The organism is Streptomyces sp. NBC_01261 (assembly GCF_036226385.1).
In the GTDB taxonomy this organism is placed as follows: domain Bacteria; phylum Actinomycetota; class Actinomycetes; order Streptomycetales; family Streptomycetaceae; genus Streptomyces.
In genome coordinates, this window is the sequence record NZ_CP108463.1 from 1,992,696 (window position 1) to 2,016,515 (window position 23,820).

A 23,820-nucleotide genomic window follows, 5' to 3' on the forward strand; every position below is an offset into this window, starting at 1 on the left:
GCGAAATCCCGCCGTCCCGCGGAGAACCCCTCGCCCTACCGACCCGTACCCCTGACCGCCCGTCCGGTCGGCCCGTGGACGACCGGATACAGTGCGCGAGACGGCAGCCCGGTCAGATAGGGGAAGCGTGACCGACACCGACAACACCCGCCCCGCCGACGGTGAAGTGCGGGCTCCGCGGCGGAGCCGACTGCAACGCCTGATGCGCTACCTCCCCCTGATCGCCCCCGTCCTGCTGTGGGCCGTGCCCTGCTGGGTGCTCCTGTTCACCGGGCAACACTGGCCGCTGCCCGTCGCGTTGGCCGGCACCGTCCTGTTCGTCCTCGGCCTCGTCGCCATGCCGCTCGCGATGGGGCGCGGCCACGGCCGGCGTCAGCAGGACCGGGCGGCGATCGTCGGTGACACCCTGCTGGGCGGCAGTTGGGTGCTGTTCACCTGGTCCGTACTGCTCAGCATCCTGCTGCGGCTCGCCCTGACCGTGGCCGGTCTCGGCGACGGCCAGGACCGGGCCCGGATCGTCACCTGGGCGATCCTCGGCACGGCCGCCGTACTGCTCGTCTGGGGGTACGCCGAAGCCCGCCGCGTGCCGCGCGTGCGCCGCCTCGACGTCCAACTCCCGCGGCTGGGCGCCGGGTTGGACGGCACCCGCGTCGCCCTCATCACCGACACCCACTACGGCCCGCTCGACCGCGCCCGCTGGTCGGAGCGGGTGTGCGAGACGGTGAACACCCTGGAGGCCGACCTGGTCTGCCACACCGGCGACATCGCGGACGGCACGGCCGAACGCCGTCGCGCCCAGGCCGTCCCGCTCGGTACCGTGCGCGCCACCCGGGCCCGGGTGTACGTCACCGGCAACCACGAGTACTACAGCGAGGCCCAGGGCTGGGTCGACCTGATGGGCGAGCTGGGCTGGGAGCCGCTGCGCAACCGCCATCTGCTGCTCGAACGCGGCGGCGACACCCTCGTGGTCGCCGGCGTGGACGACGTCACGGCCGAGTCCTCCGGCCTCGCGGGCCACGGTGCGCACCTCGACGGAGCCCTGAACGGCGCCGACCCCGATCTGCCTGTCCTGCTCCTGGCCCACCAGCCCAAGTTCGTCGACCGGGCGGCAGCCGCCGGCATCGACCTCCAGCTCTCCGGCCACACCCACGGCGGTCAGATCTGGCCCTTCCACCACCTGGTCCGCATCGACCAGCCCGCCCTCGCCGGCCTGAGCCGGCACGGCACCCGCACCCTCCTCTACACCAGCCGCGGCACCGGCTTCTGGGGCCCGCCGTTCCGCGTCTTCGCCCCCAGCGAGATCACCCTGCTCGTGCTCCGCTCCCCGCACCCGCCCACCTCGCCGTAGCACCGGCCGGGCCTGGGCGTCCGCGTGGGCACAACCTGTGCACAGACTCTCCGGAACTCCCGGGAACCCGCAGGTGGAAGCGGTATGCCGCCGTCGCGTGAACCGGCGGCTACCAGGCGAAAAGACCTGATCAGGGTCCGCATCGTAAACAGGTTGTACCGCACTACGCGTATAGTTTCGCTGTGAGCAACTACAGTCCAGATACTGAAACGACAGGTTCGCAGTCCGGCGGGGTGCAGTCCGTGGACCGTGCCATCAGCGTGCTGGAGATCCTGGCCCAGCGTGGCGAGGCCGGTGTCAGTGAGGTGGCCGGCGAGATCGAGGTTCACAAGTCGACCGCGTTCCGCCTGCTCGGGGCGCTGGAGGCACGCGGGTTGGTGGAGCAGGCGGGCGAACGCGGCAAGTACCGGCTCGGGTTCGGGATCGTGCGGCTGGCCGGCGCGGTCACCGGGCGCATCGACATCACGCAGCAGGGCCGCCCGGTCTGCGAGCGGCTCGCCGAGGAGATCGGCGAGACCGTCAACATCGCCGTCATGCAGGAGCAGTACGCGATCAACCTGTACGAGGTCCGCGGCCCCGGCGCCGTCACCGCGCACAACTGGGTAGGAGAACTCACCCCGTTGCACGCCACCTCCAGCGGCAAGGCCCTGCTGGCCCACCTGCCCGCCAAGGAGCGCACCGCGCTGTTGGCGGAGGCCGGACTGAAGAAGGTGACCCCGCACACCATCACCTCGAAGACGAAGCTGGAGAAGAACCTCGCCGAGGCCCGGGAGCGCGGATACGCCTGGACGCTGGAGGAGTTGGAGCTCGGCCTGCACGCCGCGGCCGCCCCGGTGCGCAACCGCGACGGCGAGGTCATCGCGGCGGTCAGCGCCTCGGGACCGGCGTACCGGTTCACCGAGGAGCGCCTGCACGAACTCGCCCCGGTCCTGGTCAAGGGCGCCGAGGAGATCAGCCACCGCATGGGTTACCTGGGCTGAAACCCCCTTGGCTCAGCCCTGGTTGATCCCCAGGCGCTCGTTCACCCAGTCGTGGAACGCTCCAATGTGGTGCTCGCTCGGCACCAGCACCCCGCCCTTGGCGTACATCCGGGAACTCATCCCGGGCTGCGTGCGCTCGCACGCCTCGAAGTCCTGGCGGTTGACCCGGTCGAAGAGTTCCACGGACCGGCTGACGTCCTTGCCGCTCTCCACGACGTGCGGGAGATAGAGCCAGTCGCACTCGACGATCGTGCGGTCGACGGCCACCGGGTACATCCGGTGGAAGATCACATGGTCGGGGACGAGGTTGATGAACACCTGCGGCTTGATGGTGATCGCGTAGTAGCGGCGGTCCTGGTCGTCGCTCACCCCGGGGATGCGGTCGAGGCCCTCCGAGCCGTCGACGGTGAATCCCTGGACCTCCTCGCCGAACTCGGCGCCGTGGCCGACGTAGTACTGCGCGGCGTAGCCGTCGGCGAACTCCGGTAGTACCTCGGTGAGTTCGGGGTGGATCGTGGCGCAGTGGTAGCACTCCATGAAGTTCTCGATGATGAGCTTCCAGTTGGCCTTGACGTCGTAGACGATGCGCCGGCCCACCGAGAGGTGGTCGATGTCGTAGTGGTCGAGGGACTCCACGTCGCCGAGGCGGGTGACGACCTCGCTGATGACGTCCTCGTCGAACGACGGTGGATTCTCCGCCAGGTTGACCCACACATAGCCGAGCCATTCGCGGACGGCGACGCTCACCAGGCCGAACTCGGTGCGCCCGACGTCGGGCATCTTCGTCAGGTTGGGCGCCGCGACGAGCTTGCCGTTCAGGTCGTACGTCCAGGCGTGGTACGGGCATTGGAAGGCGCGTTTGACCTCGCCGGTCTCCTCGGTGCAGAGCTTCGCGCCGCGGTGCCGGCAGACGTTGAAGTAGGCGCGGATCGAGTTGTCGCGGGCGCGGGTGATGAGGATGCTCTCGCGGCCCACGTCGACGGTCCGGAAGGCGCCCGGTTTGGCCAGGTCGGAGGCGCGCACCGTGCAGAACCACATCGTCTCGAAGACGCGCTCCTGTTCCTGGGCGAAGATGTCCGGGTCCGTGTAGGAGGAGCCGGGCAGGGTGGCGATCAGGCTGTCCGGCAGGCTGGTCGAGGTCACAGTGCGCTCCTCCGAGAACGTCGTGGGTCGGTCATGCACGCGCCGGGAAGAGCGACTCCGGACGGTGTTGGTCGAACGGTGTGCTTACGGGTCAACTCGCCGTGGCGGCAAGCTGTTTGCGCCACCGCATGAACAGCCGCGGCTGGTTCATCGCGAGCACGGCGACCGGCTGCCCGGCACACCGGTAGACGGCGAGGAAACTGCGGTCGCCGGTGGCGCCCTCCTCGACGGTCACACTGTCGGCACCGGCCGCGTGACCGGCGAACTGGATCTTCACGCCGTACTGGTCCGACCAGAAGTACGGCGGCCTCGACGCCCCCGCCTCCACCGCACCCCACGACAGCAACGCGGCCACGGCCGCCTCGGGCCGCTCCCGCGCCCCGGTCCAGTGCTCGACCCGCCGGTGCGAACCCGCCCGCGGGTCATACCAGTTGGCACAGTCTCCTACGGCGACCACCCCGGCGAGGCTGGTCCGGCCGTCGGCACCGCACTTGACGCCGTTGTCGAGCTCGACCCCCGAACCCTCCAGCCACTCGACGCAGGGCCGCGCGCCGACACCGACAACGACCATGTCGGCGGGGACAGTTCGCCCGTCCTCCAGCAGCACGGCGTCGACGCGGGCCTCCCCGCTCAGCCCTTTGACCCCGACACCGCACAACAGCCTTACGCCGTGGGCCTCGTGGAGGGCGGAGACGATCCCACCCATGGTCTCGCCGAGCGGTCCCGCGAGGGGGGTCGGTGCCGCTTCGATCACCGTCACGTCGAGTCCGAGGGCGTACGCCGTGGAGGCGACCTCGGCGCCGATGAACCCGCCGCCGATCACCACCAGCCGTCCGCCCAGGGCCAGTTCGTCGCGCAGGGCGCGGGCGTCGTCCAGGGTGCGCAGGGTGTGCACGCCGGTCAGTCCGTCCGTGCCGGGCAGGTTCCGCGCCGCCGCGCCGGTCGCCACGACGACGCCGTCGGCCCGCACCTCCCGCCCGTCGTCGAGGCGCAACACCCGGTCCACGCCGTCGACTTGGAGCCCGACGGCACGGGCGCCGAGCAGCCACTCGGCCCGCAGGTCCTCGTCGTCCATCTCCAGCAGGAGATCGTCCTCGGTCACGGTCCCGGCGAGGAACTCCTTGGACAACGGCGGTCTGTCGTACGGGCGATGGGGTTCGTCCCCGATGACGACGAGCCGTCCGTCGAAGCCCTGCTTCCGCAGCGAGCGCGCCGCCGACAGCCCGGCCAGCGAGGCGCCCACCACGGCCACGGTCCTCACGCGGGGCCTCCGGCGAGCCGGGCCGCGACGCAGGGCGGCAGGTTCGGGGCATCCGTGGACGGCACGACGTAGATCATGCCGTCCTGCACCAGAACCTCGTGGGTACGCACCGGGCGCTTGGCCGGCGGGGCGTCCACGGCACCCGTCCGCAGGTCGAACTTCGAAGCGTGCAGCGGGCATTCCACCTCGCGGCCCTCCAGCCAGCCGTCCGCGAGCGAGGCGTCCTGGTGGGTGCACGTGTCGTCGATGGCGAAGACCTCGCCGTCGTCGGTGTGGAACACCGAAACCGGCGGATCGATGTCGAGCCGGTAGGCCTCGCCTCGCGGCAGATCCACGAGAAGGCACGCGGGAATCATCATGACACCTCGGTGCGTATAGCGAAACGGATTGCGGTAAGCGCAACGTCAGTTTGAGGGCGGCCCCAAACCGTTGTCAAGGTATTCAGAGGCCACGCGAACCCCTTACCCAGTGTTGCTTTTCACGCAACATAGCGCGCCATCAGCAACACCGGACAGGGCTCAGAACCCGCGGTCGATCCACTCCTGAAGATGCGGGGCCTCGGCGCCGACGGTCGTCGTGTCCCCGTGTCCGGTGTATACGACGGTGTCCCCCGGCAGACCGAGTAGCCGGTCCCGGATCGAGGCAACGATGGTCGGGAAGTGGGAGTACGACCGCCCCGTGGCCCCCGGCCCGCCCGCGAAGAGCGTGTCCCCGCTGAGGAGGGCGTTCAGCGCGGACACATACAGGCAGACGGCTCCGGGCGCGTGCCCGGGCGTGTGCAGCACGGTCACCTCGAACCCCGCCACCACCACGACCTGTCCGTGCACCAGTTCACCGTCGGGTGCCCGGTCCGGGTGGGTCTGCTTCCACAGCGGCAGGTCGTCGGCGTGGAGCAGTATCGGAGCGCCGGTGCGATCGGCGAGGTCGGGCGCCGCGTCGATGTGGTCGTTGTGGGCGTGGGTGCAGATGACGGCGACGAGTCGACGGTCGCCGACCGCCTTCGCGATGGCGTCGGCGTCGTGCGCGGCGTCGATGACGACGACCTCGGTGTCGTCACCGACGATCCAGACGTTGTTGTCGACGTCCCAGGTACCGCCGTCGAGGCTGAACTGCCCCGAGGTGACGAGGTGTTCGATGCGGGCGCCCATCACAGCACCACCACCGAACGCAGCACATCGCCGCCGTGCATCCGCTCGAAGGCCTGCTCGACGTCCTCCAGCGCGATGGTCTCGGTGACGAACGCGTCCAGATCCAGCCGCTCCTGGAGATAGAGGTCGATGAGCATCGGGAAGTCGCGGGAGGGCAGGCAGTCGCCGTACCACGACGACTTGAGCGAACCACCGCGTCCGAAGACGTCCAGCAACGGGAGTTCGAGCTTCATCTCCGGGGTCGGGACACCGACGAGGACGACCGTACCCGCCAAGTCGCGGGCGTAGAAGGCCTGTTTGTACGTCTCCGGGCGGCCGACCGCCTCGATGACGACATCGGCACCGAAGCCACCGGTCAGCTCGCGGATCGCCTCGACCGGGTCGTTGGCCTTGGAGTTGACCGTGTGCGTGGCCCCCATGGAGCGGGCCTTCTCCAGCTTGCGGTCGTCGATGTCCACGGCGATGATCCGCGCCGCACCCGCGAGCCGGGACCCGGCGATCGCCGCGTCGCCGACGCCACCACACCCGATGACCGCGACCGTGTCACCGCGCCCGACGTTGCCGGTGTTGATGGCGGCGCCGATGCCGGCCATCACGCCACAGCCCAGCAGCCCGGCGGCGGCAGCCGATGCGGCCCGGTCGACCTTGGTGCACTGGCCCGCCGCGACCAGGGTCTTCTCGGCGAAGGCTCCGATGCCGAGGGCGGGTGAGAGTTCGGTGCCGTCGAGCAGGGTCATCTTCTGCTTGGCGTTGTGGGTGTTGAAGCAGTACTGCGGCCGTCCGCGCCGACAGGCACGGCAATTCCCGCACACGGCACGCCAGTTGAGGATCACGAAGTCGCCGGGGGCCACATCGGTGACACCCTCCCCCACCGACTCCACGACGCCCGCGGCCTCGTGCCCGAGCAGGAACGGGAAGTCGTCGTTGATACCGCCCTCGCGATAGTGCAGATCGGTGTGGCAGACCCCGCACGCCTCGACCTTCACCAGCGCCTCGCCCGGCCCGGGATCGGGGACGACGATCGTCTCCAGGCTGACGGGGGCACCCTTGCCTCGCGCGACGACAGCACGGACCTGATGCGTCATGACCACTCCTCCGCTGGTACTGGACCTGAGCAGAACGTTGCTCATTACGGCACGCTTCGCGCGTGTCGCAACACAGCATCATGGAGGGCAGAACGGGGGTCAAGGATTCGGGTCGGCGCACACCGCCGGCATCACCGGCCGCCGAGCCCCCGTAGAAAGGTGTCGACGACCATGTCGGCGGCCTGGGCATCGGCGAGTTCGGGCAGCTGCCGCGAGGCCAGGTGCATGAGCTGCGGCAGCAGTGAACTCGCCCATGCGGTAGGGGTGTCCGCGCGCAGCAGCCCCTCGTCGATGGACCGTTCCAGGAAGGTGTCAACCTCGCGGATCACGGCGTCACGCCTCCCGCGGATCGTCTCGTCGGCCTTCATCCGGGTCAGTTCCACGGGCCACTTGCGATTGACGCCGATGATCCCCTCGACGTACCGGTGCAGGGCGACGGCGACGGGAGCCTCGCGGAGCCGGGAGTCCTCGACGGCCCGCTCGATCGCCTCGACCCGGGCCTCGTAGATGGCAGCCAGCAGTTCCTCGCGGGAGGCGAACCGCCGGTAGACGGTCCGCCGGTCCACACCGGCCTCGGCGGCGATGGCGGCGATGCTCGCGCCCGGATCGGCGGCGAGCATGCGCGCTCCGGTCGTCAGGACGGCTTCGAGGTTGCGCACGGCGTCGGCTCTCACACGGTGAAGTGTAGCCCGCTATCACCACACGACTGGGGCGGTGCAATGGGTAAGTGCTACATTGAAGTGACAGTTACTGAGAATGACCCCCCCCTTGAACTCCCCGGGAGAGAGCACATGATCACCTACGACCGCCTCTTCATCGCGGGTTCGTGGACCGCACCGAGCAGCCCCGAACTCCTCGACATCCGGTCGCCGCACGACCGCACGGTGATCGGCCGCGCCGCGCAGGCCCGCCCCGCCGACGTGGACCGGTCCATTGCCGCCGCCCGCGCCGCCTTCGACGAGGGCCCCTGGCCGCGCACAACACCCGCGGAACGCATCGCCGTGATCCGACGACTGAACGCGCTGCGCGAGGCCGACGCCGAGAAGATCGCGGCGCTGATCTCGGCGGAGAACGGTTCGGCCGGCTGGTTCACGCTGGCCGGGCAACCGGGGCTCGGCCGACAGGCGGGCGCCTACCTCAAGGCCGCCGAGGAACTCGGCTGGGAGGAGACCCTGACGCCGTCCGACCCCGGCTCCCCCACCCGGAGCGTGCTGCGCCGCGAGCCCATCGGTGTCGTGGCCGCCGTCATCCCGTGGAACTCCCCGTTCTCCGCGGCCCTGGCCAAGGTCATCCCCGCGCTGCTGGCCGGGAACACGGTCGTCCTCAAGGTGTCCCCCGAGAACTCGCTGAGCATGGGCCTCCTCGCCGAACTGCTGGAACGGTCCAATCTGCCCGAGGGCGTGATCAGCGTCCTTCCCGCCGACCGCGAGACCAGCGAGTACCTGGTGTCGCACCCCGACGTGGACAAGATCGCGTTCACCGGCTCGACGGGGGCCGGCCGCCGGATCGCGTCCATCGCGGGCGAGCAACTGAAGCGGGTCAGCCTGGAGTTGGGCGGCAAGTCGGCCGCCATCATTCTGGACGACGCCGACGTCCAACAGGCAGTACAGGGACTGAAGTTCGCGTCCCTGATGAACAACGGCGAGGCCTGCATCGCACAGACCCGCGTCCTCGCACCGCGCAGCCGCTACGACGAGGTCGTCACCGCCCTCAAGAACCTCGTCGAGTCGCTCAAGGTCGGCGACCCGAACGACCCCGACACGTTCATCGGCCCGATGGTCCGCCCCGACCAGCAGCAGCGCGTACGCGACTACATCGAGCTCGGCATCAAGGAAGGCGCCCGCCTCGTCACCGGCGGCCCCCAGGTCCCGCCCGGCCTCGAAGGCGGCAACTACGTCACCCCGACCGTCTTCGCCGACGTGGACAACTCGATGCGGATCGCGCAGGAGGAGATCTTTGGACCGGTCCTCGTCGTCATCCCCTACGACGACGAGGACGACGCCGTCCGGATCGCCAACGACTCGGAGTACGGCCTCTCGGGCGGGGTGTGGTCCGCCGACCAGGCCCGCGCGCTCGCCGTCGCCCGCCGGCTGCGCACCGGCACGGTCACCGTGAACGGGGCGCCCATCGCGTTCGACGGTCCCTTCGGCGGCTACAAGGCCAGCGGAATCGGCCGCGAGTACGGGGCGGTCGGGCTCGCGCAGTACGTGGAGTACAAGACCGTCACCCTCACCCCGGCCGTTTCATAAGCCATCGATGTATGCGGTTTCAACCCGCACCCGGCCGCTCGTCGTCGTCCTGGGCAACCTGTTCTGGGCGTTCAACGGGATCCTCGCCCTCGGCGGACCCGTCTCCGGTACCCCCTCCAGCGTGCTGACCCGCGCCGTCTTCGGCATCCGCGGCAACCGCGTGTCGACCGTGATCACGAACTGGTCGGTCTGCGTGGCGTACGAGGCCGTCAACCTCGCCATGGGCGCACTCGCCGGCTTCGCCCTGCTCGACCGACTCGGCGTCGCCGTCGGCACAGCGACACGCTGGGCCGTCGTCCTGCTCGACGGTGTCGACGGCGCCGCCATCACCGCGTACGCCCTGTTCGTGACCGACTTCATCGACGTCCTCAGCCAGGTCCTCGAACTCACCGTCGTCGCCCTCGGCCCGGGCCTGGCCTGGCCTGGCCTGGCCTGGCCATCAGCGTCGTCGACCTGATCCTGCGGCGGAATCGCTACCGCGGCCCCGGCCTGCACGACGAGACCCCCACCAGCGCCTACCGGTACCACGGGGGTGTGCAACATGGCCGGCGTCACCGCGCAGGTCCTCGGCACGGCCGCCGCGCTCCTGTGCGTCAACTCCACGGACTTCCAGGGCCCCCTCGCCACCGCACTGGGCGGAGCCGACCTGTCCGCGCTGGTCGGACCCAGCGTCGGGGCGGTGCTGTACGCGGTGCTGTTCCCACGCCTGTACCGGACCCAACTCACCACGGCCCGCGCCGACGCGTGACCACCCACGCCCCCGAACGCGCATGAGCGCGTCGGCAAACGTCGTGGCCATCGCGCGCGGCACGTCCGGACTCGCCACGGCGAGGTCGTCCTCCGCGCGCACCCACAGGGGCAGACCGTCAGGTGCGGTCACCGTGCCGATCTCGCCACGGATCAGGTCGAACCCGTAGACCATCCCGGATTGCGGCTAGGGTTGACGGCTCACGACACGACGGGGGCTCGGGTTGGATCACGGCGGGCGGCAGCGGAGCAAGAGCTCTACCCCCGGTTCGACCGGACGCGGTGGACGTGTGACCGGCCGGCCCGCGCCGTCGGTGCTGCCGCCGTCGCTGCGTCCGTGGCTCGGGCTGGTCGCGGTCCTCGCCGCGCTGGTGGTCGGCGCGCTCGGGGTCCTGTACTCCGGCCACAGCGAACCCGGCACGGTGGACCGCTGGATCATCGCGCCGACGGCGGACAGTGTGGGGCCGCCGTGGCGCCATGTCGCCCTGGCCCTGGACTTCCTGGGGGAACCCGCGGGGTCGGCGATGCTGATCGTGGCCGGCGTGGTGGGCTGTCTGCTGCTTCGGCGTCCTCGCGCGGCGGTGCTGGTCGTGGTCGGCGTCGGTACGACCGTGGGGGCGACCACGCTCATCAAGCATCTGGTGGGACGCACCATCCACGGCCCCGGCAACCTGTCCTACCCGAGTGGGCACACCGCCTTCGCCACCGCGCTCGCCCTCATGGCGGCGCTGTTCGCGACGGACCGGCTCGGCCTCGGCAGGACGGCCGGTACGTCACTCGTGCTCGCGGCGGGGCTGGCGGCCGGCGCCGCCATGGGCTGGGCCGAGGTCGCCCTCGGCGCGCACTACGCGACCGACGTCCTCGGCGGCTGGTGCACCGCGCTGGCGGTGGTTCCGGCGACCGCGTGGCTGGTCGACCGGATCGCCGACCGGATGGCCGACGCCGGTCGCCGGGAACGCCGCTGACGTCTCGTCCCGTCAGGCCGAGCGGCGGAACACGGGCTTCACGGGTCGCCCGGCCAGCCAGGGGGTGGGGTCGGCGGCGTCCAGCGCCTTCCGGTACACCGCACACGCGTCGGCCACCACGTCGACGGTGCGGTCGATGTCCTCGTCGTCGAGTGCGCTGCTCACCACGAAGGAGGGGGCCAGCACTCCGCCCGCGAGGAGCCGGCGCAGGAACAGGGTGCGGTACTGCTGCGACGGCTGGCCGTTCTCGTCGAGGGTGGCGAAGACCAGGTTGCTGGCCCGGCCCCGGACGACGACGTGCTCGCCGACGCCCATGCCGGCCGCGACCTCGCGGACACCGGCGGCCAACCGCTCGCCCAGGGCGTGCAGCCGCGCGGTGACACCCTCTTCGACGTACGTGGTCTGCACGGCCATCGCCGCTGCCAGGGAGTGCGTCTCCGCACCGTGCGTGGTGGACAGCAGGAACACCCGGTCGCCGGAGTGACGCAGCCCGCCCCGCTCCATCAGATCGCGGCGCCCGGCCAGCGCGGAGACGGCGAATCCGTTGCCCAGCGCCTTGCCGAACGTGGAGAGGTCGGGGACGACGCCGTACAGGCCCTGGGCGCCCGCCTCGGACCAGCGGAAGCCGGTGATCATCTCGTCGAAGATCAGTACGCAGCCGTACCGGTCGGCCAGCTCGCGCAGGCCGGCGAGGTATCCGGGCGGCGGTTCGGTGTGGGTGGCGGGTTCGAGGATCAGGCAGGCGATCTGGTCCGGGTACCGGTTGAGCATCTCCTCCGTGGCGGCCAGGTCGCCGTAGGGGAAGGACGCGATGAGCTCGGTGGTCGCCGCCGGGATGCCGGCGGACATCGGTGTGGTGCCGATGAACCAGTCGTCGACGGAGAAGAACGGGTGGTCGGAGCAGAGGGCCACCCGCGTGCGGCCGGTGGCGGCGCGGGCGAGGCGTACCGCGGCGGAGGTGGCGTCGGAGCCGTTCTTCGCGAACTTCACCATCTCGGCGGTCGGCACCGTGGCCAGGAAGCGTTCCGCGGCCTCGACCTCCACGATGGACGGCCGGACGAAGTTGCTGCCGCGGTCGAGTTCCCGCCGCACCGCCTCGATCACGCGCGGGTGGGCGTGACCGAGGCTGACCGACCGCAGGCCGGAGCCGTACTCGATGTAGCGGTTGCCGTCTACGTCCCACACGTGGGCACCGCTGCCGTGGCTGATGACCGGGGCCAGGTTCTCGGGGTACTGGTCGTCGCCCTTGGCGTAGGTGTGAGCGCCCCCGGGGATCATGGCGTGCAGCCGCTCGTTGGCTGTCCGCGACAGGGGCAGGTCAAGCACTTCGGTGTCCACGGGGACCTCATCTTTCTCTGTGCTTCAGGACCTCGGCGAGGCTCGGCGCCTCTCGGTCCCGTTGGGACATCAGTGCAGCCGGCAGCGGCCAGGGAATGGCGAGCTCCGGGTCGTCGAAGGCGATGGTCACGTCCTCGGTCGGATCGTGCGGGCGGTCGATCCGGTACGAGGTGTCGGCGGTGTCGGTCAGTGCCTGAAAACCGTGCGCGCATCCCGCGGGAATGTAAAGAGTTGGTTGTGATTCTCCTGTGAGTTCAAAGGAAACCCAATGGCGGTAGGTCGGGGAATCCGGCCGCAGATCGACGACGACGTCGAAGATCCGCCCGTACGAGCACCGCACCAACTTGGCCTCGCCCGCGCCGGATCGCAGGTGCAGGCCGCGCACCACGCCCCGGACCGAGCGGGACAGGCTGTCCTGGACGAAGGCGTCCGGGTCGAGGCCCACCGAGCGGACCACGTCGGCGTCGAAGGTACGGCAGAAGAAGCCGCGTTCGTCGGCGTACGGCGTCGGCTCGAAGAGGAACGCACCGGCGATCTCCGGGACTTCGGTCGCTTTCATGGAGACTCCTGCCGAGCGTGGGCGTGGGTGTGGCCGGTCGCGGGGAACACGGCCGCGGTCAACGAGCTGAACTGGTCCTCCAGTTGGCGGGCGGCGGCCAGGTTCCGCTCGGCGAGGGTCTGCCGCAGCTCGGCCGATCGCTTCTCCAGCGCCCGGAATTGCTCCAGCAACCGGTCGGCGTCGACCTCGCGCGCCGGGTGGCAGTACGCGCCGAGGCCCATCCCGTCCATGAGCGCGTCGCTCTTCGCCGCATAGCTGAGGGCGAGCACCGGTGTGCCGGTCTTCAGCGCGCAGATCAGGTTGTGGTAGCGGACCGCCACGACGGTGTCGGCGGCCGTCATCTCCTTCATCAGGTCGGCCAGGGAGGTCGGTTCGGCGGCGGTGACCAGGGGTGAGTCGACCGCGTCGAGGATCGCGGCGACCACGGTGGCGTCGCACCGGTCGCCGGTGAGCAGCCGGACCGGCCTGCCCTCCTCGACCAGGGTGCGGACGAACCGGATCGTCCCGTCGAGGTAGCGCCCGTATATCTCGTCGGCCCGGGCGCGGTCGTCGTTGCCGCCGTGGAAGTCCATGACGCCGACGCAGACCGTGCCCGGCACGTCCGAGGGCGCGTTCGCGGGCGGTGCCGGCAGGGAGAACGCGAGGTCCGGGTAGACCTCGTCGCGTGTGGTGTCCACGCCCATCGCCCGCATCGCGTCACGGGACTGGGCGTCCCGGTACGACCGGTAGGCGGCCAGCCGCCCCGACCGGCGGACCAGGGCCCGGGTGGGCCGGTTGCGGATCTCGGCGGCGCCGACGCTGACCAGCGCGACCCGGGTGCGCGTCAGCCGGCCGCTCGCGCAGAGCAGGAACAGCGAGTACGGGAAGCCCCACGGCCGTAGCGGCAGGGTGGCCTCCAGGACGCCCATGCCCGGCACGATCACCACGTCGTGGCGGCGCACCCAGGCGGCGGTGCGGAAGATGTCGACGAACTTGCCCAGACCCTTCGACGCGATCGAGCCCAAGCGGGACGCGGTCCGGTACTCGGCGCGGTTCCAGTGCATCCGGGTGGCGGGGATGCCGAACCGGGCCGTAACAGCCTCCGGCCCGCCGCAGAAGGCGTCCACGACCGCGTCCGGGTGGTCGGCGCGGAGGTAGCCGAGGACGGCTTCGAGCGACCCGTCGTTGCCGAGGTTGCCGGAGCCGAGCAGGCCGAACACCCCGACGCGCACCGGCCGTTCGGGCGCTGACGTCATGCGCGCCTCCCCTCGCGGCCGGCGACCAGCGCGTCGACGGAGACCGTGAGCTGGGCCGGGTCGACCGGGGCGCGGTCCTCGACCCGCTCGCCGGCGCCCGGCCGGACCCGGCTGGTCATCCAGGAGGCCAGGTGGCGGTAGCAGGCGCGCCGGTCGGCCGGGGAGAGCGGCGCCCGCCGGATCGCCGAGGCGAAGCCCCAGACGTACTCGGCCAGCAGTCGGGGCGTCGGGTGCAGCACGCCGGCCCGGCGCGGGTCCAGGTTGACGCAGCGGGCGCGCTTGGAGGGGTTCGCGCGTTCGGCGCGGGTGGGGTGGTCGCGGCGGAAGTACAGCAGTTCCGGGACCTGGTGGAAGCGTCCGTGCAGGGTGATCTCGGCGACGAACGTGCGGTCCGCGTGGTGGTAGCTGTCCATCGGTTTCACCCGGCGCAGCACGTCGGCGCGTATCACGCCGTAGAAGTCGTCGCCGCCCGGCTCGAACAGCAGGCTGCGGAAGCGGTCCGGGGCGTGCGGGGAGTCGGTGGCGAGCGTGTAGTCGTAGGGCACCGTCACCTGGCCGTCGCCGTCGATGACCGCCTGGTCGGTGTGGGCGAGGATCACGTCCGGGCGCTCGTCCAGCGCTTCGACGCAGCGGCGCAGCAGGTCGCGGCCGTAGAGGTCGTCGTGCGAGGCCCACTTGAACAACTCGCCGCGGGACTCGGCGAACACGTGGTTGTGGTTCGGGGTGGCGCCGATGTTGCGGGGCAGCCGGAGGTAGCGGATGCGGGTGTCCTGCGCGGCGTACTTGCGGCAGATGTCCTCGGTGCCGTCGGTCGAGGCGTTGTCGGAGACGACCAGTTCGAAGTCCTCGTAGGTCTGGCCGAGCAGGGCGTCGAACGACTCGGCCAGGTACTCCTCGCCGTTGTACACGGGCAGGCCGATGCTCAGCCTCGGTCGGTCGGTCATGAGGTCCTCACTTCGGGGATGGAATCGCGGTGGCGCTCGCGCAGGGCGGAGCGCAGTTGCAGCCACCACACCGCCGAACCGCTGATGGTCGCGGCGGCGACGCCCCAGGCCGAGCCGGCCGTACCGGCGAGGGCCGCCCCGCCGAGTCCGCCGCCGACGTAGCAGGCGGAGGCGAACAGCTGGCATTTCAGGCTGCGCCGGGCGGCGCCGAGCGCGCGCAGTCCGGCCGCCGCTCCGGTGCCGAGGCCCGCTCCCGCGACGCTGAGGGTGATCTGCACGATGAGGTGCGAGGAGGAGTGCCAGACGTCGCCGAGCGCCAACTCGCCGAGCCGGCCCGGCATCAGCAGCAGCGCCGAGCCCCAGAGCAGCGCTCCGGTGGCCTGTCCCCCGCCGAGCAGGAGACAGAACCTGCCCAGTCGGTGCGGGGCCTGCCGCAGCACGCGTGCCGCCTCGGGGACGGTGACCAGGGACAGCCCCATCAGTACGGCGAGGAAGGGGCCGAGGAGGAGTTCGGCGCCGCGCACCGCGCCCACCGCGCTCACCCCGACAATCGCGCCGAGGCCGTACGCCCGGAGCTGGCTCGCGCCGCTGAGGCTCACGTTCTCGACCAGGTACCGGTAGCCGAGATCACGCTGTTCGCGCAGCCAGCCGCGGGCCTGTGCCGTCCGGGGCCGGATGCCGGACTGGACGCAGCCGTACCCCGCGGCCACCGTGGCGGACGCGCCCCAGGCGAGCACGAAGGCGGCCACGGTGCCCACATGGGCCGCCACCACCATGGCGGGGACGAGCGCGATGCCCCACACGACGTCGTTGACGAACGCCTTGCGCCCGTCGCCGGCGGCGAAGAACGAGAACCGCCAGGCGTCCTGGAGCAGCAGCCCCGGCATCATGAGACCGAGGGCCGCGAACGCGGGCCCCACCCGGCCGCCGAGGCCGAGCCCGGCCGCCAGGCACAGCACTCCGAGGGCCGTGCCGACGCAGAGCGCGGTACCCGTCGAGCGGGCCACCGCCGCGCGCCAGGACGGCTCCGGCACCGCGCTGAAGCGCACCACGAGCGGGTCGGTGGCCAGGCCGCGGGAGACGTTGAGCACCACGCCGTAGGTCACCCAGGCGAGGCTGAACACACCGAACGCGGTCACGCCCAGCGAGCGGGCCACGTAGATGCCCACCGCGAAGTTGCTGATGCTGGAGGCCGCCTGGTCGGCCAGTCCCCAGGACAGTCGGCCGACGAGGGCCCGCTTGGCGGACCGGGCGGGTCTCGCCTTCGTCGGCGGATTCTCCCCGTCGGTGGTCATCGGCGTCATGTCTTGATCAGTCCGGCCTCGTGCAGGGCGCCGGCCGCGCCGGCGACGGTGTCGAACGGCAGCCCGGACCGCTCGGCGACGTCGAGCAGACTGTGCTCGCCGTCGGAGAGGTTGAGCACCCAGAGCATGGCCATCTGGGCCTGCTTGGTGTCGCTGCGCCCACCGAGCGCGTCGTACAACCCGCGCCGGCCCAGCTGTGGTTCGCCGTAGGGGCTGAGGTTGAGGTACCGCCGGTTGCGGTCGAGAACGGCGAACGCCTCGCGGCAGACCGCGAGGGTGTCCGCCATCGCCTCCGGGGAGACGTAGTCCAGGTTGTCCGCGGAGGTGTGGTACTCGGGGTAGCCCGCGTACGGGGTCCGGGTGAGCGAGCCCACGCCCAGGTTGAAGCCGGGCGAGCAGTACTGCCGCTCGTCGTAGCCGTACGGGGTGAACTCGTTGACCTGGTGCGGGCGTTCGGACGCCGCCAGCACGTGCCGCAGCACCCGGTCGATCTCCGCGTCGCCGCGCCTGCTCTGCTTGTACGTCACCTGTCCCGGGTCCCCGGCGCAGGCAAGCACGAGGCCGTGCTTGACCCGCTCGATCCGCTCCGCGTTGCGGGCCAGCCAGGTGATCGCCCCGATGGTGCCGGGCGCGTAGATGAACCGGTAGGTGTAGTACGGCGTCTGCCGTGCCAGCTCCCGGGCGAGGAACGTCGCCACCGCGATGCCTGCGAGGTTGTCGTTGGCCAGTGACGGGTGGCAGGTGTGGCAGGAGACGATCACCTCGTCGGCGACCTGTCCGGGGACCACGTGCTCGGCGTAGGTGAGGTGGCCGTCGGCGAGGGTGGAGTCGATCCGCACCTCGTAGTCGCCGTCCGGCAGCGCGTCCAGGGTCTCCTGGGCCAGGCAGAAGCCCCACTCCGGCTTGTAGTAACTGGTGCGGTACGGAACCCAGTTGGGCTGGTCCGGCAGGGTGTGCAGGTGCCCGCGCAGCTCGGACAGGGGCATGGTCCGCGCCACCGGCACGCTGTAGCCGAGCACGTGCAGGCTGGACGCGGCGAAGTCGACGACCCGCCGGCCGGTGCTGTCGGCGATGTACGCGTCCCGGATGTTCCACTCCTGTGGAACGGTCCAATCGAGGACCTGCGTCCCGGTCGGCACCTCGTGCACCTGGAGCGGGAGGTACTCGCCGACGATGTCCAGGGTGGCGCGCACACCGTCGCCCGTGATGCTCCGGCAGAGCGGGTACAGCCGCTCCACCAGCCCGTACATCTCTTCGCCGGTGTCGGTCATCGGCGCCACCGCAGGGTGTCGTCGACGGTGCCGGCGTCGGTCGCCGCGCGCAGCACGGCGAGGCGGGTGAAGCGGCGGTCGAAGTCCTCCCGGGTCAGGTCGAACTTCCGGTAGGCGTCGGCGAGTTCGAGCGCGCCCTGCTTCACCGTCCACTCGCAGTCGAAGCCGGGGATCGCGGCGCGGAACCGGGAGAAGTCCACCCGGTAGGACCGCGGGTCGGCACCGTTCTCCCCGGTGATCACCACCTTGGCGCCGGCCACCGCCTCGGCGACCTGGTCGGCGATCTCGGCGACCGTCACGTTGTTGATCTCGCTGCCGATGTTGAACGCCCGGTCGTGCACCGCTTCGCGCGGCGCGGTCAGCGCGGCGGTGAAGGCGCGGGCGATGTCGGCGGCGTGCACCAGCGGCCGCCAGGGGGTGCCGTCGGAGAGGACGAGGACCTCGCCGGACAGGAGCGCGTGGCCGACCAGGTTGTTCAGCACGATGTCGGCGCGCAGCCGGGGCGAGAAGCCGAAGGCGGTGGCGTTGCGCATGAACACCGGGGTGAAGTCGTCGTCGGCCAGTTCGTGCAGGTCGTCCTCGACCCGCACCTTCGACTCCGCGTACGGCGTCACCGGGCGCAGCGGGGCGTCCTCGGTCACCAGGCCGTCGCCGCCGGAGGCGCCGTAGACGGAGCAGGTCGACGCGTACAGGAAGCGGCGCACTCCGGCTTCGCGGGCCAGCCGCGCGAGGCGTACGGACGCGTGGTGGTTGATGTCGTAGGTGAGTTCCGGCGCCAGCGATCCCAGCGGGTCGTTGGACAGGGCGGCCAGGTGGATCACGGCGTCCACCCCGGCCACGTGCTCGGCGGTGATGTCGCGCAGGTCCACCCGTACCCCGGGCGGGTCGGCGGGCTGCGGGCCGAGGACGGAGTCGGCGAACAGGCCGGAGTCGAGGCCGACGACCTCGTGTCCGGCGGCGGTGAGGATCGGGGCCATGACGGTGCCCAGGTAGCCCTGGTGTCCGGTCAGTAGTACGCGCAAGGTGTTCAACCCCCCAGGTTGAGCGTGAGTTTGGTGACGGCGAAGGCCTCGGCGTATCGCTCGTGGCATTCGATGCCGCGGATCCGGGCCAGGCCGAGGAAGGCCTCCCGGTCGTACCAGGGCCGGTGGCGCTGCGAGGAGTAGTGCTCCTGCAACAGGCGCACCTTCTCTTCGGCGATCTCCGGCGACAGCGGCTGGTACGCCGCCATGCGGCCGAGATCGCCGTCCCACTTGACGATCTCGTAGCCGAGCACGAGGTGGTCGCGGAACGCGGTGGGTATCAGCTGTGCCAGGCCGCGGTGGTCCTGGTGCGCGTCATCGGTACGCGGGGCCAGGATCAGATCCGGGTCGGTCCGCTCGCGCAGTTCCTCGACCGCGGCCTTGGCCTCGTCCCAGTGCGTGGGCAGCCGGCCGTCCGGCAGCTTGTGCACGGTCAGCCGCAGGTCGGCGCCGGGGCAGAAGGCGGTGAGCGCGGCCTGCTCCTCCTGCTCCCGCTCGCTCCCGCCGCCGGAGAGCACCAGCGCGTCGACGCGGATGCCCGGTCGGGACTGGCACAGCGTCAGCAGGGTGCCGCCGGCGCCGATGGCGATGTCGTCGCAGTGCGCGCCCACCGCGACGATCCGTTCCAGGGGGCCGGCCCCGAGCCGGATCACGTTCTGACTCCGGCACTGTCCCGCTCCCAGACGGCCCACGGACGGTCGCCCCGGGTGTAGGCCTCGTCGAGCGCGGCCCGCTCCTTCACGGTGTCGGTCGGCTTCCAGAAGCCGCGGTGCTGGTGCGCCACCAGCCGTCCGCGCTTGGCCAGTTGGGCACATCCGTCGGCGACCAGGTCCCCGTTCTCCGGTATGTGGTCGAAGACCTCCTGGCGGAGCACGAAGTAGCCGCCGTTCTCCCACAGCGGCATGTCGCTCACCGCGGTGATGCCGCCCACCAGGCCGTCCTCGCCCAACTCCACGCAGTGGAACGAGGACTGCGGCGGTACGACCATCATCGACGCGCCGGCATCGCGCTGGGCGAACCGGTCGATCATCTCGGGCAGCGGGGCGTCGGTGAGCACGTCCGCGTAGTTGGCGAGGAACATCTCGTCGCCGTCCAGATGGTGCCGCACCCTGCGCAGCCGCTCCCCGATCGGGGACTCGATGCCGGTCTGCACGAACGTGATCGTCCAGTCGGCGATGTCGGTGGACAGCAACTCGGTGCGCCCGCCCCGCAGCACGAAGTCGTTGGACGCCGTCTCCTCGTAGTTGAGGAAGAAGTCCTTGATGTGGTGGGCCCCGTAGCCGAGGCAGAGGATGAACTCCGTGTGCCCGAAGTGCGCGTAGTAGCGCATGACGTGCCAGATCAGCGGGCGCGGTCCGACCATCGCCATCGGCTTGGGCACGTCGTCGGAGGTTCCGTTGCGCATGCGCATCCCGTAACCGCCGCAGAACAGGACGACCTTCATGCTGTGACCTCCTTCAGAACGCCTTCGACAATGCTCAGTTCCGGGATCGGGAAGACCAGCCGGCCGCCCCACTCGTGCACGAACGACAGCTGCTCGACCAGTTCGGCCCGCAGGTTCCACGGGAGGACGAGGACGTAGTCCGGCTTGTCGGCGGCTATCTGCTCGGGCGGCAGGATCGGGATGCGGGTGCCCGGGGTGAACCTGCCGTGCTTGTACGGATTGCGGTCGACCGTGTAGGCGAGCAGGTCGGACCGGATGCCGCAGTGGTTGAGCAGGGTGTTGCCCTTGCCCGGGGCGCCGTAGCCGACGACCGTCTCGCCGCGCTCGGCCGCCTCGATGAGGAACCGCAGCAGATCCCGGCGCACCTTGGCCACCCGGGCGGAGAACTCGGTGTACCCCGACAGCTCCTGCAGGCCGGCGGCCTTCTCCCGGGCCAGCACGTCGGCCACCCGCTGCGACGGCTCGCCCGCCACCTCGGCCGGCCGGGCCCACAGCCGGATGGAGCCGCCGTGTGTGGGCAGCAACTCGACGTCCACGAGGGCGAGTCCGCCGCTCGCGAGGGCCCGGATCGCGGAGGCGACCGTGTAGTACTGGAAGTGCTCGTGGTAGATCGTGTCGTACTGGTTCTCCTCGATCAGGGTCAGCAGGTGCTGCACCTCGATGGAGACCCAGCCGTCGTCGGCGACCAGCGCGCGCAGCCCCTGGGTGAACCCGACGACGTCGGGGATGTGCGCGTACACGTTGTTGGCCACGACCAGGTCCGCCGGGCCGTGCTCGGCGCGGACGGCCGAGCCGGTGTCGGGGCTCAGGAACTCCGTGAGCGTGGGCACACCCGCCTCACGCGCCGCGGCGCCGACGTTCACCGACGGTTCGATGCCGAGGCAGCGGATTCCGTGGTCCACCACATGTCTCAGCAGGTACCCGTCGTTGCTCGCGACCTCGACCACGAAGGCGTCGGGGCCCAGGGCGAGACGCTGTACGGCGTCGGCGACGTACGTGCGCGCGTGCTCCACCCAGGAGGTCGAGAACGAGGAGAAGTACGCGTACTCCTTGAACGTCTCCTCCGGCGTGATCAGCGGCGGGAGCTGCGCGAGCCAGCAGTCGGTGCAGACCCGCAGGTGCAGCGGGTACGTCTGCTCCGGCCGGTCCAGTTGGTCCGCGGCGAGAAAGCTCTCGCACGGCGGTGTCGCCCCAAGATCGACGACGCTCGTCGTCGCTTCCGAGCCGCAGAGTCGGCATCGTGTCATCTGCTGTCCCCATCCCCCCTGCTCGCGCGGGTGTCCCCACCACGAGCCAGTGCTGACCGACCCGCGATCGCGGTGCGGTACTCCTCCAGCAGGCGCTCCAGGCCGACGGCCGGGCTGAATCCCTGCTCGTAGCGGCGCCGGGCCGCCTGCCCCATCTCCCGGTTGCGGGCCGGCTCGGCCGCGATCCGGCGTAGGCAGGACGCGAGCGAGGCGGCCTCGCCCGGCCGGTGCAGCAGCCCGGTGACGCCGTCCTCGACGAGTTCGACGAAGGCGCCGTGGCCCGCTGCGACGGTCGGGACCCCGGCCGCCATCGCCTCCACGACCACCAGGCCGAACGCCTCCAGCCACGTCGAGGGCGCCACCACGGCGACCGAGCGCGCGATGGCCTTCCGGCACTCCGCCGTGTCCAGCAGGCCGACGTAACGCACGTCGTCGCGGCCCGCCGCCCACGCGGTCACCTCTTTCTCCAGCGGGCCGGTGCCGGCGATCACGAGCGGGACGCCCGCGCCGCCGCCCGCAGCGACCTCGTCCCACGCGGCCATGAGCAGCCGTACGCCCTTGGCCTCGGCGAGCCGGCCCAGGTAGAGCACCTGCTCTCCCCCGCCTTCCCGGCGGATGCCGGGTTCCGGGACGAAGTTGTGCTTCACCGCCAGGCGTTCGGCCGGCATGCCGGAGCGCACCAGGACGTCACGCTGCGCCGCGGAGATGCAGAGGAAGCGCTCCACGCCGGTCCACCAGCGCCGCCGGTTGACCGACAGGCTGACCGCGAGCGGCACGGTCGCCAGGCGGGAGTCGCGGTAGCAGCCGTGCCTCACTGCGGGCAGCGGCGTCGATCCGACGCACTCGGTGCACGGTCGGCCGTCCCGCTGGAGCGTGCCGGGCGGGCAGACCTGGGTGTAGTTGTGCAGCGTGGCGACGGCGGGCACCTCTGCGTCGGCGCAGGCGGCGAGCACGGCGGGCGACAGGAGCGGGAAGACGTTGTGGACGTGCACCACGTCCGGCCGCTCGGCGCGCAGCTTGGCTGCGAGCTCCGTGCGCACTCCCGGGTTCCACGGCACCAGGAGCGGCACCGCGACCTTGCCGAGGAGGGAGCGGGCGCCGATGTCGTCGCTGCGCCGCTCGAACATCTCGACCCGGTGACCGGCCGCGCGCAGCAGCTCCACCTCCTGGTCGACGACCTTGTTCTCCCCGCTCGGCTGCGCCGAGTTGTAGCGGTTGTGCACCACGAGAACGTGCATGCTCAGTTCACCTCCGATCTACGGGCCCAGCGCGGGACGTGCCGTCGAGGGGCTTCGGGCAGGGCGAGCGGAACGGCCCGGGCGGGTGCCGCCAACAGCGAGGCGGCCAGGGCCAGATGGAGCAGATACGGCGAGGCGTCGCCGAGGCCGGCCTCGGTGTACGAGGCGATCGCGCAGTAGCTGATCAGGAAGATCGCGCAGGCCCGCTGGAGGGACGGCGGGCGCAGCAGCGCGACGCCGCCCAGCACAACGATGATCAACGCGACGAGGGTGACACCGATCAGGCCCTGCTCGTTGTAGACGGCCAGCCAGCTGTTGTCGATCGGCAGCCCGCCGAAGGACTTGTCGCCCAGGCCCACGCCGAAGGCCTTCTGCGCGGCGGACCGGGGCTCGGCCAGCAGGGCGTTCCAGACCTTGGCCCGGCCGGTGAGACTGGAGAAGTTCTCCTGGCTCTGTCCGCGCAGGAACCAGGTCTGCAGCGCGGAGGCGAAGCCGACCGCGGCCACCACGGAGATCAGCACGGCCCAGGTGAAGAAGCGGCGGGCCGCGGCGCTGTTCAGGACGAGCGAGCCGATCGCCAGCGCCAGCCCGAGGAGCAGGCCGAGCGTGGCCGTCCGGGTGTGGGTCAGCGCGAGCAGCACCAGCGACGGCACGATGACCAGCACGGCGCTGGTCCGGTCGGTCCGCTTGCCGATGACCAGCAGCGCGGTGAGCCCGATGATCACCGCCGCGTACTGCCCGATCTGCGGCGGGGTGAGCGGCCACAGCGCGCCGACGAGGCGGCCGCCGTAGAGGCCGGGCAGGGCCTTGCCCGGGGAGACGGCCAGGCCGAGGGCCACCGAGCCGAGGACCGCGAAGTAGGCCCGGATGTGGTAGCGGACGAACGTGAGGCTGCCGTCCCACCAGCGGCTGAGCAGCCACAGTGTGCCGACGAAGAGAGTCAGCCGGAAGCAGCGGAACAGCGCGCCCATCCCGGACTCCAGGCTGGCGCTGGAGATCACGCTGGACACCAGCAGCAGGGAGAGCAGCAGTACATAGGCGCTGGCCCTGATGCGCACCCGCTGGTTGACCACGAGCGCCAGCGCGAACGCGGCGACCAGCGAGCCCATGGTGACCATCTGGATGAGGGAGCGGGGCAGCGGGACGATGGTCTTCGCCCCGGCGGAGCCGAGCGTGTTGAGGACCAGCAGTCCCCACACGATGCCGACGGTCTTCGGTGTGCCGGCCGGGCGCGGTGCGGCGCCCGGCCGCGTGCCGACCGTGTCCGGTCCGCGCGTCAGATTCTCCCCCAT

24 protein-coding genes are annotated in these 23,820 nt (G+C 71.0%); 6 read left to right on the forward strand and 18 right to left on the reverse strand.

Annotated features, from left to right (window positions below):
- Positions 1-127: 127 nt before the first annotated feature.
- A complete protein-coding gene (locus OG226_RS08735) occupies positions 128-1,348 on the forward strand; it encodes a metallophosphoesterase (RefSeq protein WP_329348508.1) in 1,221 nt (406 codons plus the stop codon).
- A 233-nt stretch (positions 1,349-1,581) separates the two neighbouring features.
- Positions 1,582-2,328 (forward strand): IclR family transcriptional regulator, encoded by a 747-nt coding sequence (locus tag OG226_RS08740; RefSeq protein WP_328686259.1) that lies wholly within the window; start codon positions 1,582-1,584, stop codon positions 2,326-2,328.
- A gap of 12 nt (positions 2,329-2,340) precedes the next feature.
- On the opposite strand, the gene OG226_RS08745 is transcribed toward OG226_RS08740, so the two are convergent.
- From OG226_RS08745 to OG226_RS08770, 6 genes are all read right to left on the reverse strand, one after another.
- Entirely contained in the window at positions 2,341-3,471 is a 1,131-nt protein-coding gene (locus OG226_RS08745; protein ID WP_329348509.1) for an aromatic ring-hydroxylating oxygenase subunit alpha, read from the reverse strand.
- 91 nt (positions 3,472-3,562) lie between these two features.
- Positions 3,563-4,732 carry an NAD(P)/FAD-dependent oxidoreductase gene (locus tag OG226_RS08750; RefSeq protein WP_329348510.1) on the reverse strand — a complete coding sequence of 390 codons (1,170 nt, stop codon included), beginning with the start codon at positions 4,730-4,732 and terminating at the stop codon, positions 3,563-3,565.
- Complete coding sequence (locus tag OG226_RS08755; protein WP_327399783.1) at positions 4,729-5,091, reverse strand: bifunctional 3-phenylpropionate/cinnamic acid dioxygenase ferredoxin subunit; 363 nt, start codon at positions 5,089-5,091, stop codon at positions 4,729-4,731. Before OG226_RS08755 ends, OG226_RS08750 begins: the two co-directional genes overlap by 4 nt.
- 159 nt (positions 5,092-5,250) lie before the next feature.
- Complete coding sequence (locus OG226_RS08760; RefSeq protein WP_329348511.1) at positions 5,251-5,880, reverse strand: MBL fold metallo-hydrolase; 630 nt, start codon at positions 5,878-5,880, stop codon at positions 5,251-5,253.
- A complete protein-coding gene (locus OG226_RS08765; protein ID WP_328676154.1) occupies positions 5,880-6,965 on the reverse strand; it encodes an S-(hydroxymethyl)mycothiol dehydrogenase in 1,086 nt (361 codons plus the stop codon). Before OG226_RS08765 ends, OG226_RS08760 begins: the two co-directional genes overlap by 1 nt.
- 131 nt (positions 6,966-7,096) lie before the next feature.
- Positions 7,097-7,585 carry a TetR/AcrR family transcriptional regulator gene (locus OG226_RS08770; protein ID WP_328686260.1) on the reverse strand — a complete coding sequence of 163 codons (489 nt, stop codon included), beginning with the start codon at positions 7,583-7,585 and terminating at the stop codon, positions 7,097-7,099.
- A 171-nt stretch (positions 7,586-7,756) separates the two neighbouring features.
- On the opposite strand from OG226_RS08770, the gene OG226_RS08775 reads away from it, so the two are divergent.
- The 4 genes from OG226_RS08775 to OG226_RS08790 all read left to right on the forward strand — a co-directional run bounded on the left by OG226_RS08775 (position 7,757) and on the right by OG226_RS08790 (position 10,926).
- Positions 7,757-9,214: an aldehyde dehydrogenase gene (locus tag OG226_RS08775; protein ID WP_329348512.1), complete on the forward strand. Its 1,458-nt coding sequence runs from the start codon at positions 7,757-7,759 to the stop codon at positions 9,212-9,214.
- Positions 9,215-9,221: 7 nt separating this feature from the next.
- A complete protein-coding gene (locus OG226_RS08780) occupies positions 9,222-9,671 on the forward strand; it encodes a hypothetical protein (RefSeq protein WP_329348513.1) in 450 nt (149 codons plus the stop codon).
- An 84-nt stretch (positions 9,672-9,755) separates the two neighbouring features.
- The gene (locus OG226_RS08785; protein ID WP_329348514.1) at positions 9,756-9,962 is read left to right on the forward strand and encodes a hypothetical protein; all 207 of its coding nucleotides are present in this window, start codon (positions 9,756-9,758) and stop codon (positions 9,960-9,962) included.
- A gap of 289 nt (positions 9,963-10,251) precedes the next feature.
- A complete protein-coding gene (locus OG226_RS08790) occupies positions 10,252-10,926 on the forward strand; it encodes a phosphatase PAP2 family protein (protein WP_329348515.1) in 675 nt (224 codons plus the stop codon).
- 12 nt (positions 10,927-10,938) lie between these two features.
- On the opposite strand, the gene OG226_RS08795 is transcribed toward OG226_RS08790, so the two are convergent.
- Genes OG226_RS08795 through OG226_RS08850 form a run of 12 tightly spaced genes read right to left on the reverse strand, consistent with a single transcriptional unit; the run spans position 10,939 to position 23,820 of the window.
- The gene (locus OG226_RS08795) at positions 10,939-12,264 is read right to left on the reverse strand and encodes a glutamate-1-semialdehyde 2,1-aminomutase (RefSeq protein ID WP_328676157.1); all 1,326 of its coding nucleotides are present in this window, start codon (positions 12,262-12,264) and stop codon (positions 10,939-10,941) included.
- A 7-nt stretch (positions 12,265-12,271) separates the two neighbouring features.
- On the reverse strand, positions 12,272-12,823 hold the full coding sequence (gene rfbC, locus OG226_RS08800) for a dTDP-4-dehydrorhamnose 3,5-epimerase (RefSeq protein WP_328676158.1): 552 nt from the start codon (positions 12,821-12,823) through the stop codon (positions 12,272-12,274).
- Positions 12,820-14,058 (reverse strand): polysaccharide pyruvyl transferase family protein, encoded by a 1,239-nt coding sequence (locus OG226_RS08805; protein WP_328676159.1) that lies wholly within the window; start codon positions 14,056-14,058, stop codon positions 12,820-12,822. Before OG226_RS08805 ends, rfbC begins: the two co-directional genes overlap by 4 nt.
- A complete protein-coding gene (locus tag OG226_RS08810) occupies positions 14,055-15,002 on the reverse strand; it encodes a glycosyltransferase family 2 protein (RefSeq protein WP_328676160.1) in 948 nt (315 codons plus the stop codon). The genes OG226_RS08805 and OG226_RS08810 overlap by 4 nt, the downstream gene beginning before the upstream one ends.
- Positions 14,999-16,306 (reverse strand): hypothetical protein, encoded by a 1,308-nt coding sequence (locus OG226_RS08815; protein ID WP_328676161.1) that lies wholly within the window; start codon positions 16,304-16,306, stop codon positions 14,999-15,001. The genes OG226_RS08810 and OG226_RS08815 overlap by 4 nt, the downstream gene beginning before the upstream one ends.
- On the reverse strand, positions 16,303-17,586 hold the full coding sequence (locus tag OG226_RS08820) for a DUF4910 domain-containing protein (RefSeq protein WP_329348516.1): 1,284 nt from the start codon (positions 17,584-17,586) through the stop codon (positions 16,303-16,305). The genes OG226_RS08815 and OG226_RS08820 overlap by 4 nt, the downstream gene beginning before the upstream one ends.
- A complete protein-coding gene (locus OG226_RS08825) occupies positions 17,574-18,599 on the reverse strand; it encodes an NAD-dependent epimerase/dehydratase family protein (RefSeq protein WP_328686261.1) in 1,026 nt (341 codons plus the stop codon). The genes OG226_RS08820 and OG226_RS08825 overlap by 13 nt, the downstream gene beginning before the upstream one ends.
- Before the next feature lie 5 nt (positions 18,600-18,604).
- Positions 18,605-19,252 carry a PIG-L deacetylase family protein gene (locus OG226_RS08830; RefSeq protein ID WP_328676163.1) on the reverse strand — a complete coding sequence of 216 codons (648 nt, stop codon included), beginning with the start codon at positions 19,250-19,252 and terminating at the stop codon, positions 18,605-18,607.
- Positions 19,249-20,043, reverse strand: coding sequence for a glucose-1-phosphate cytidylyltransferase (locus tag OG226_RS08835; RefSeq protein ID WP_329348517.1), 795 nt, complete (start codon positions 20,041-20,043; stop codon positions 19,249-19,251). The genes OG226_RS08830 and OG226_RS08835 overlap by 4 nt, the downstream gene beginning before the upstream one ends.
- Positions 20,040-21,290 (reverse strand): class I SAM-dependent methyltransferase, encoded by a 1,251-nt coding sequence (locus tag OG226_RS08840; protein WP_328676165.1) that lies wholly within the window; start codon positions 21,288-21,290, stop codon positions 20,040-20,042. The genes OG226_RS08835 and OG226_RS08840 overlap by 4 nt, the downstream gene beginning before the upstream one ends.
- Positions 21,287-22,528: a glycosyltransferase gene (locus OG226_RS08845; protein ID WP_329348518.1), complete on the reverse strand. Its 1,242-nt coding sequence runs from the start codon at positions 22,526-22,528 to the stop codon at positions 21,287-21,289. The genes OG226_RS08840 and OG226_RS08845 overlap by 4 nt, the downstream gene beginning before the upstream one ends.
- A gap of 2 nt (positions 22,529-22,530) precedes the next feature.
- Positions 22,531-23,820: an O-antigen ligase domain-containing protein gene (locus tag OG226_RS08850; RefSeq protein WP_328676167.1), complete on the reverse strand. Its 1,290-nt coding sequence runs from the start codon at positions 23,818-23,820 to the stop codon at positions 22,531-22,533.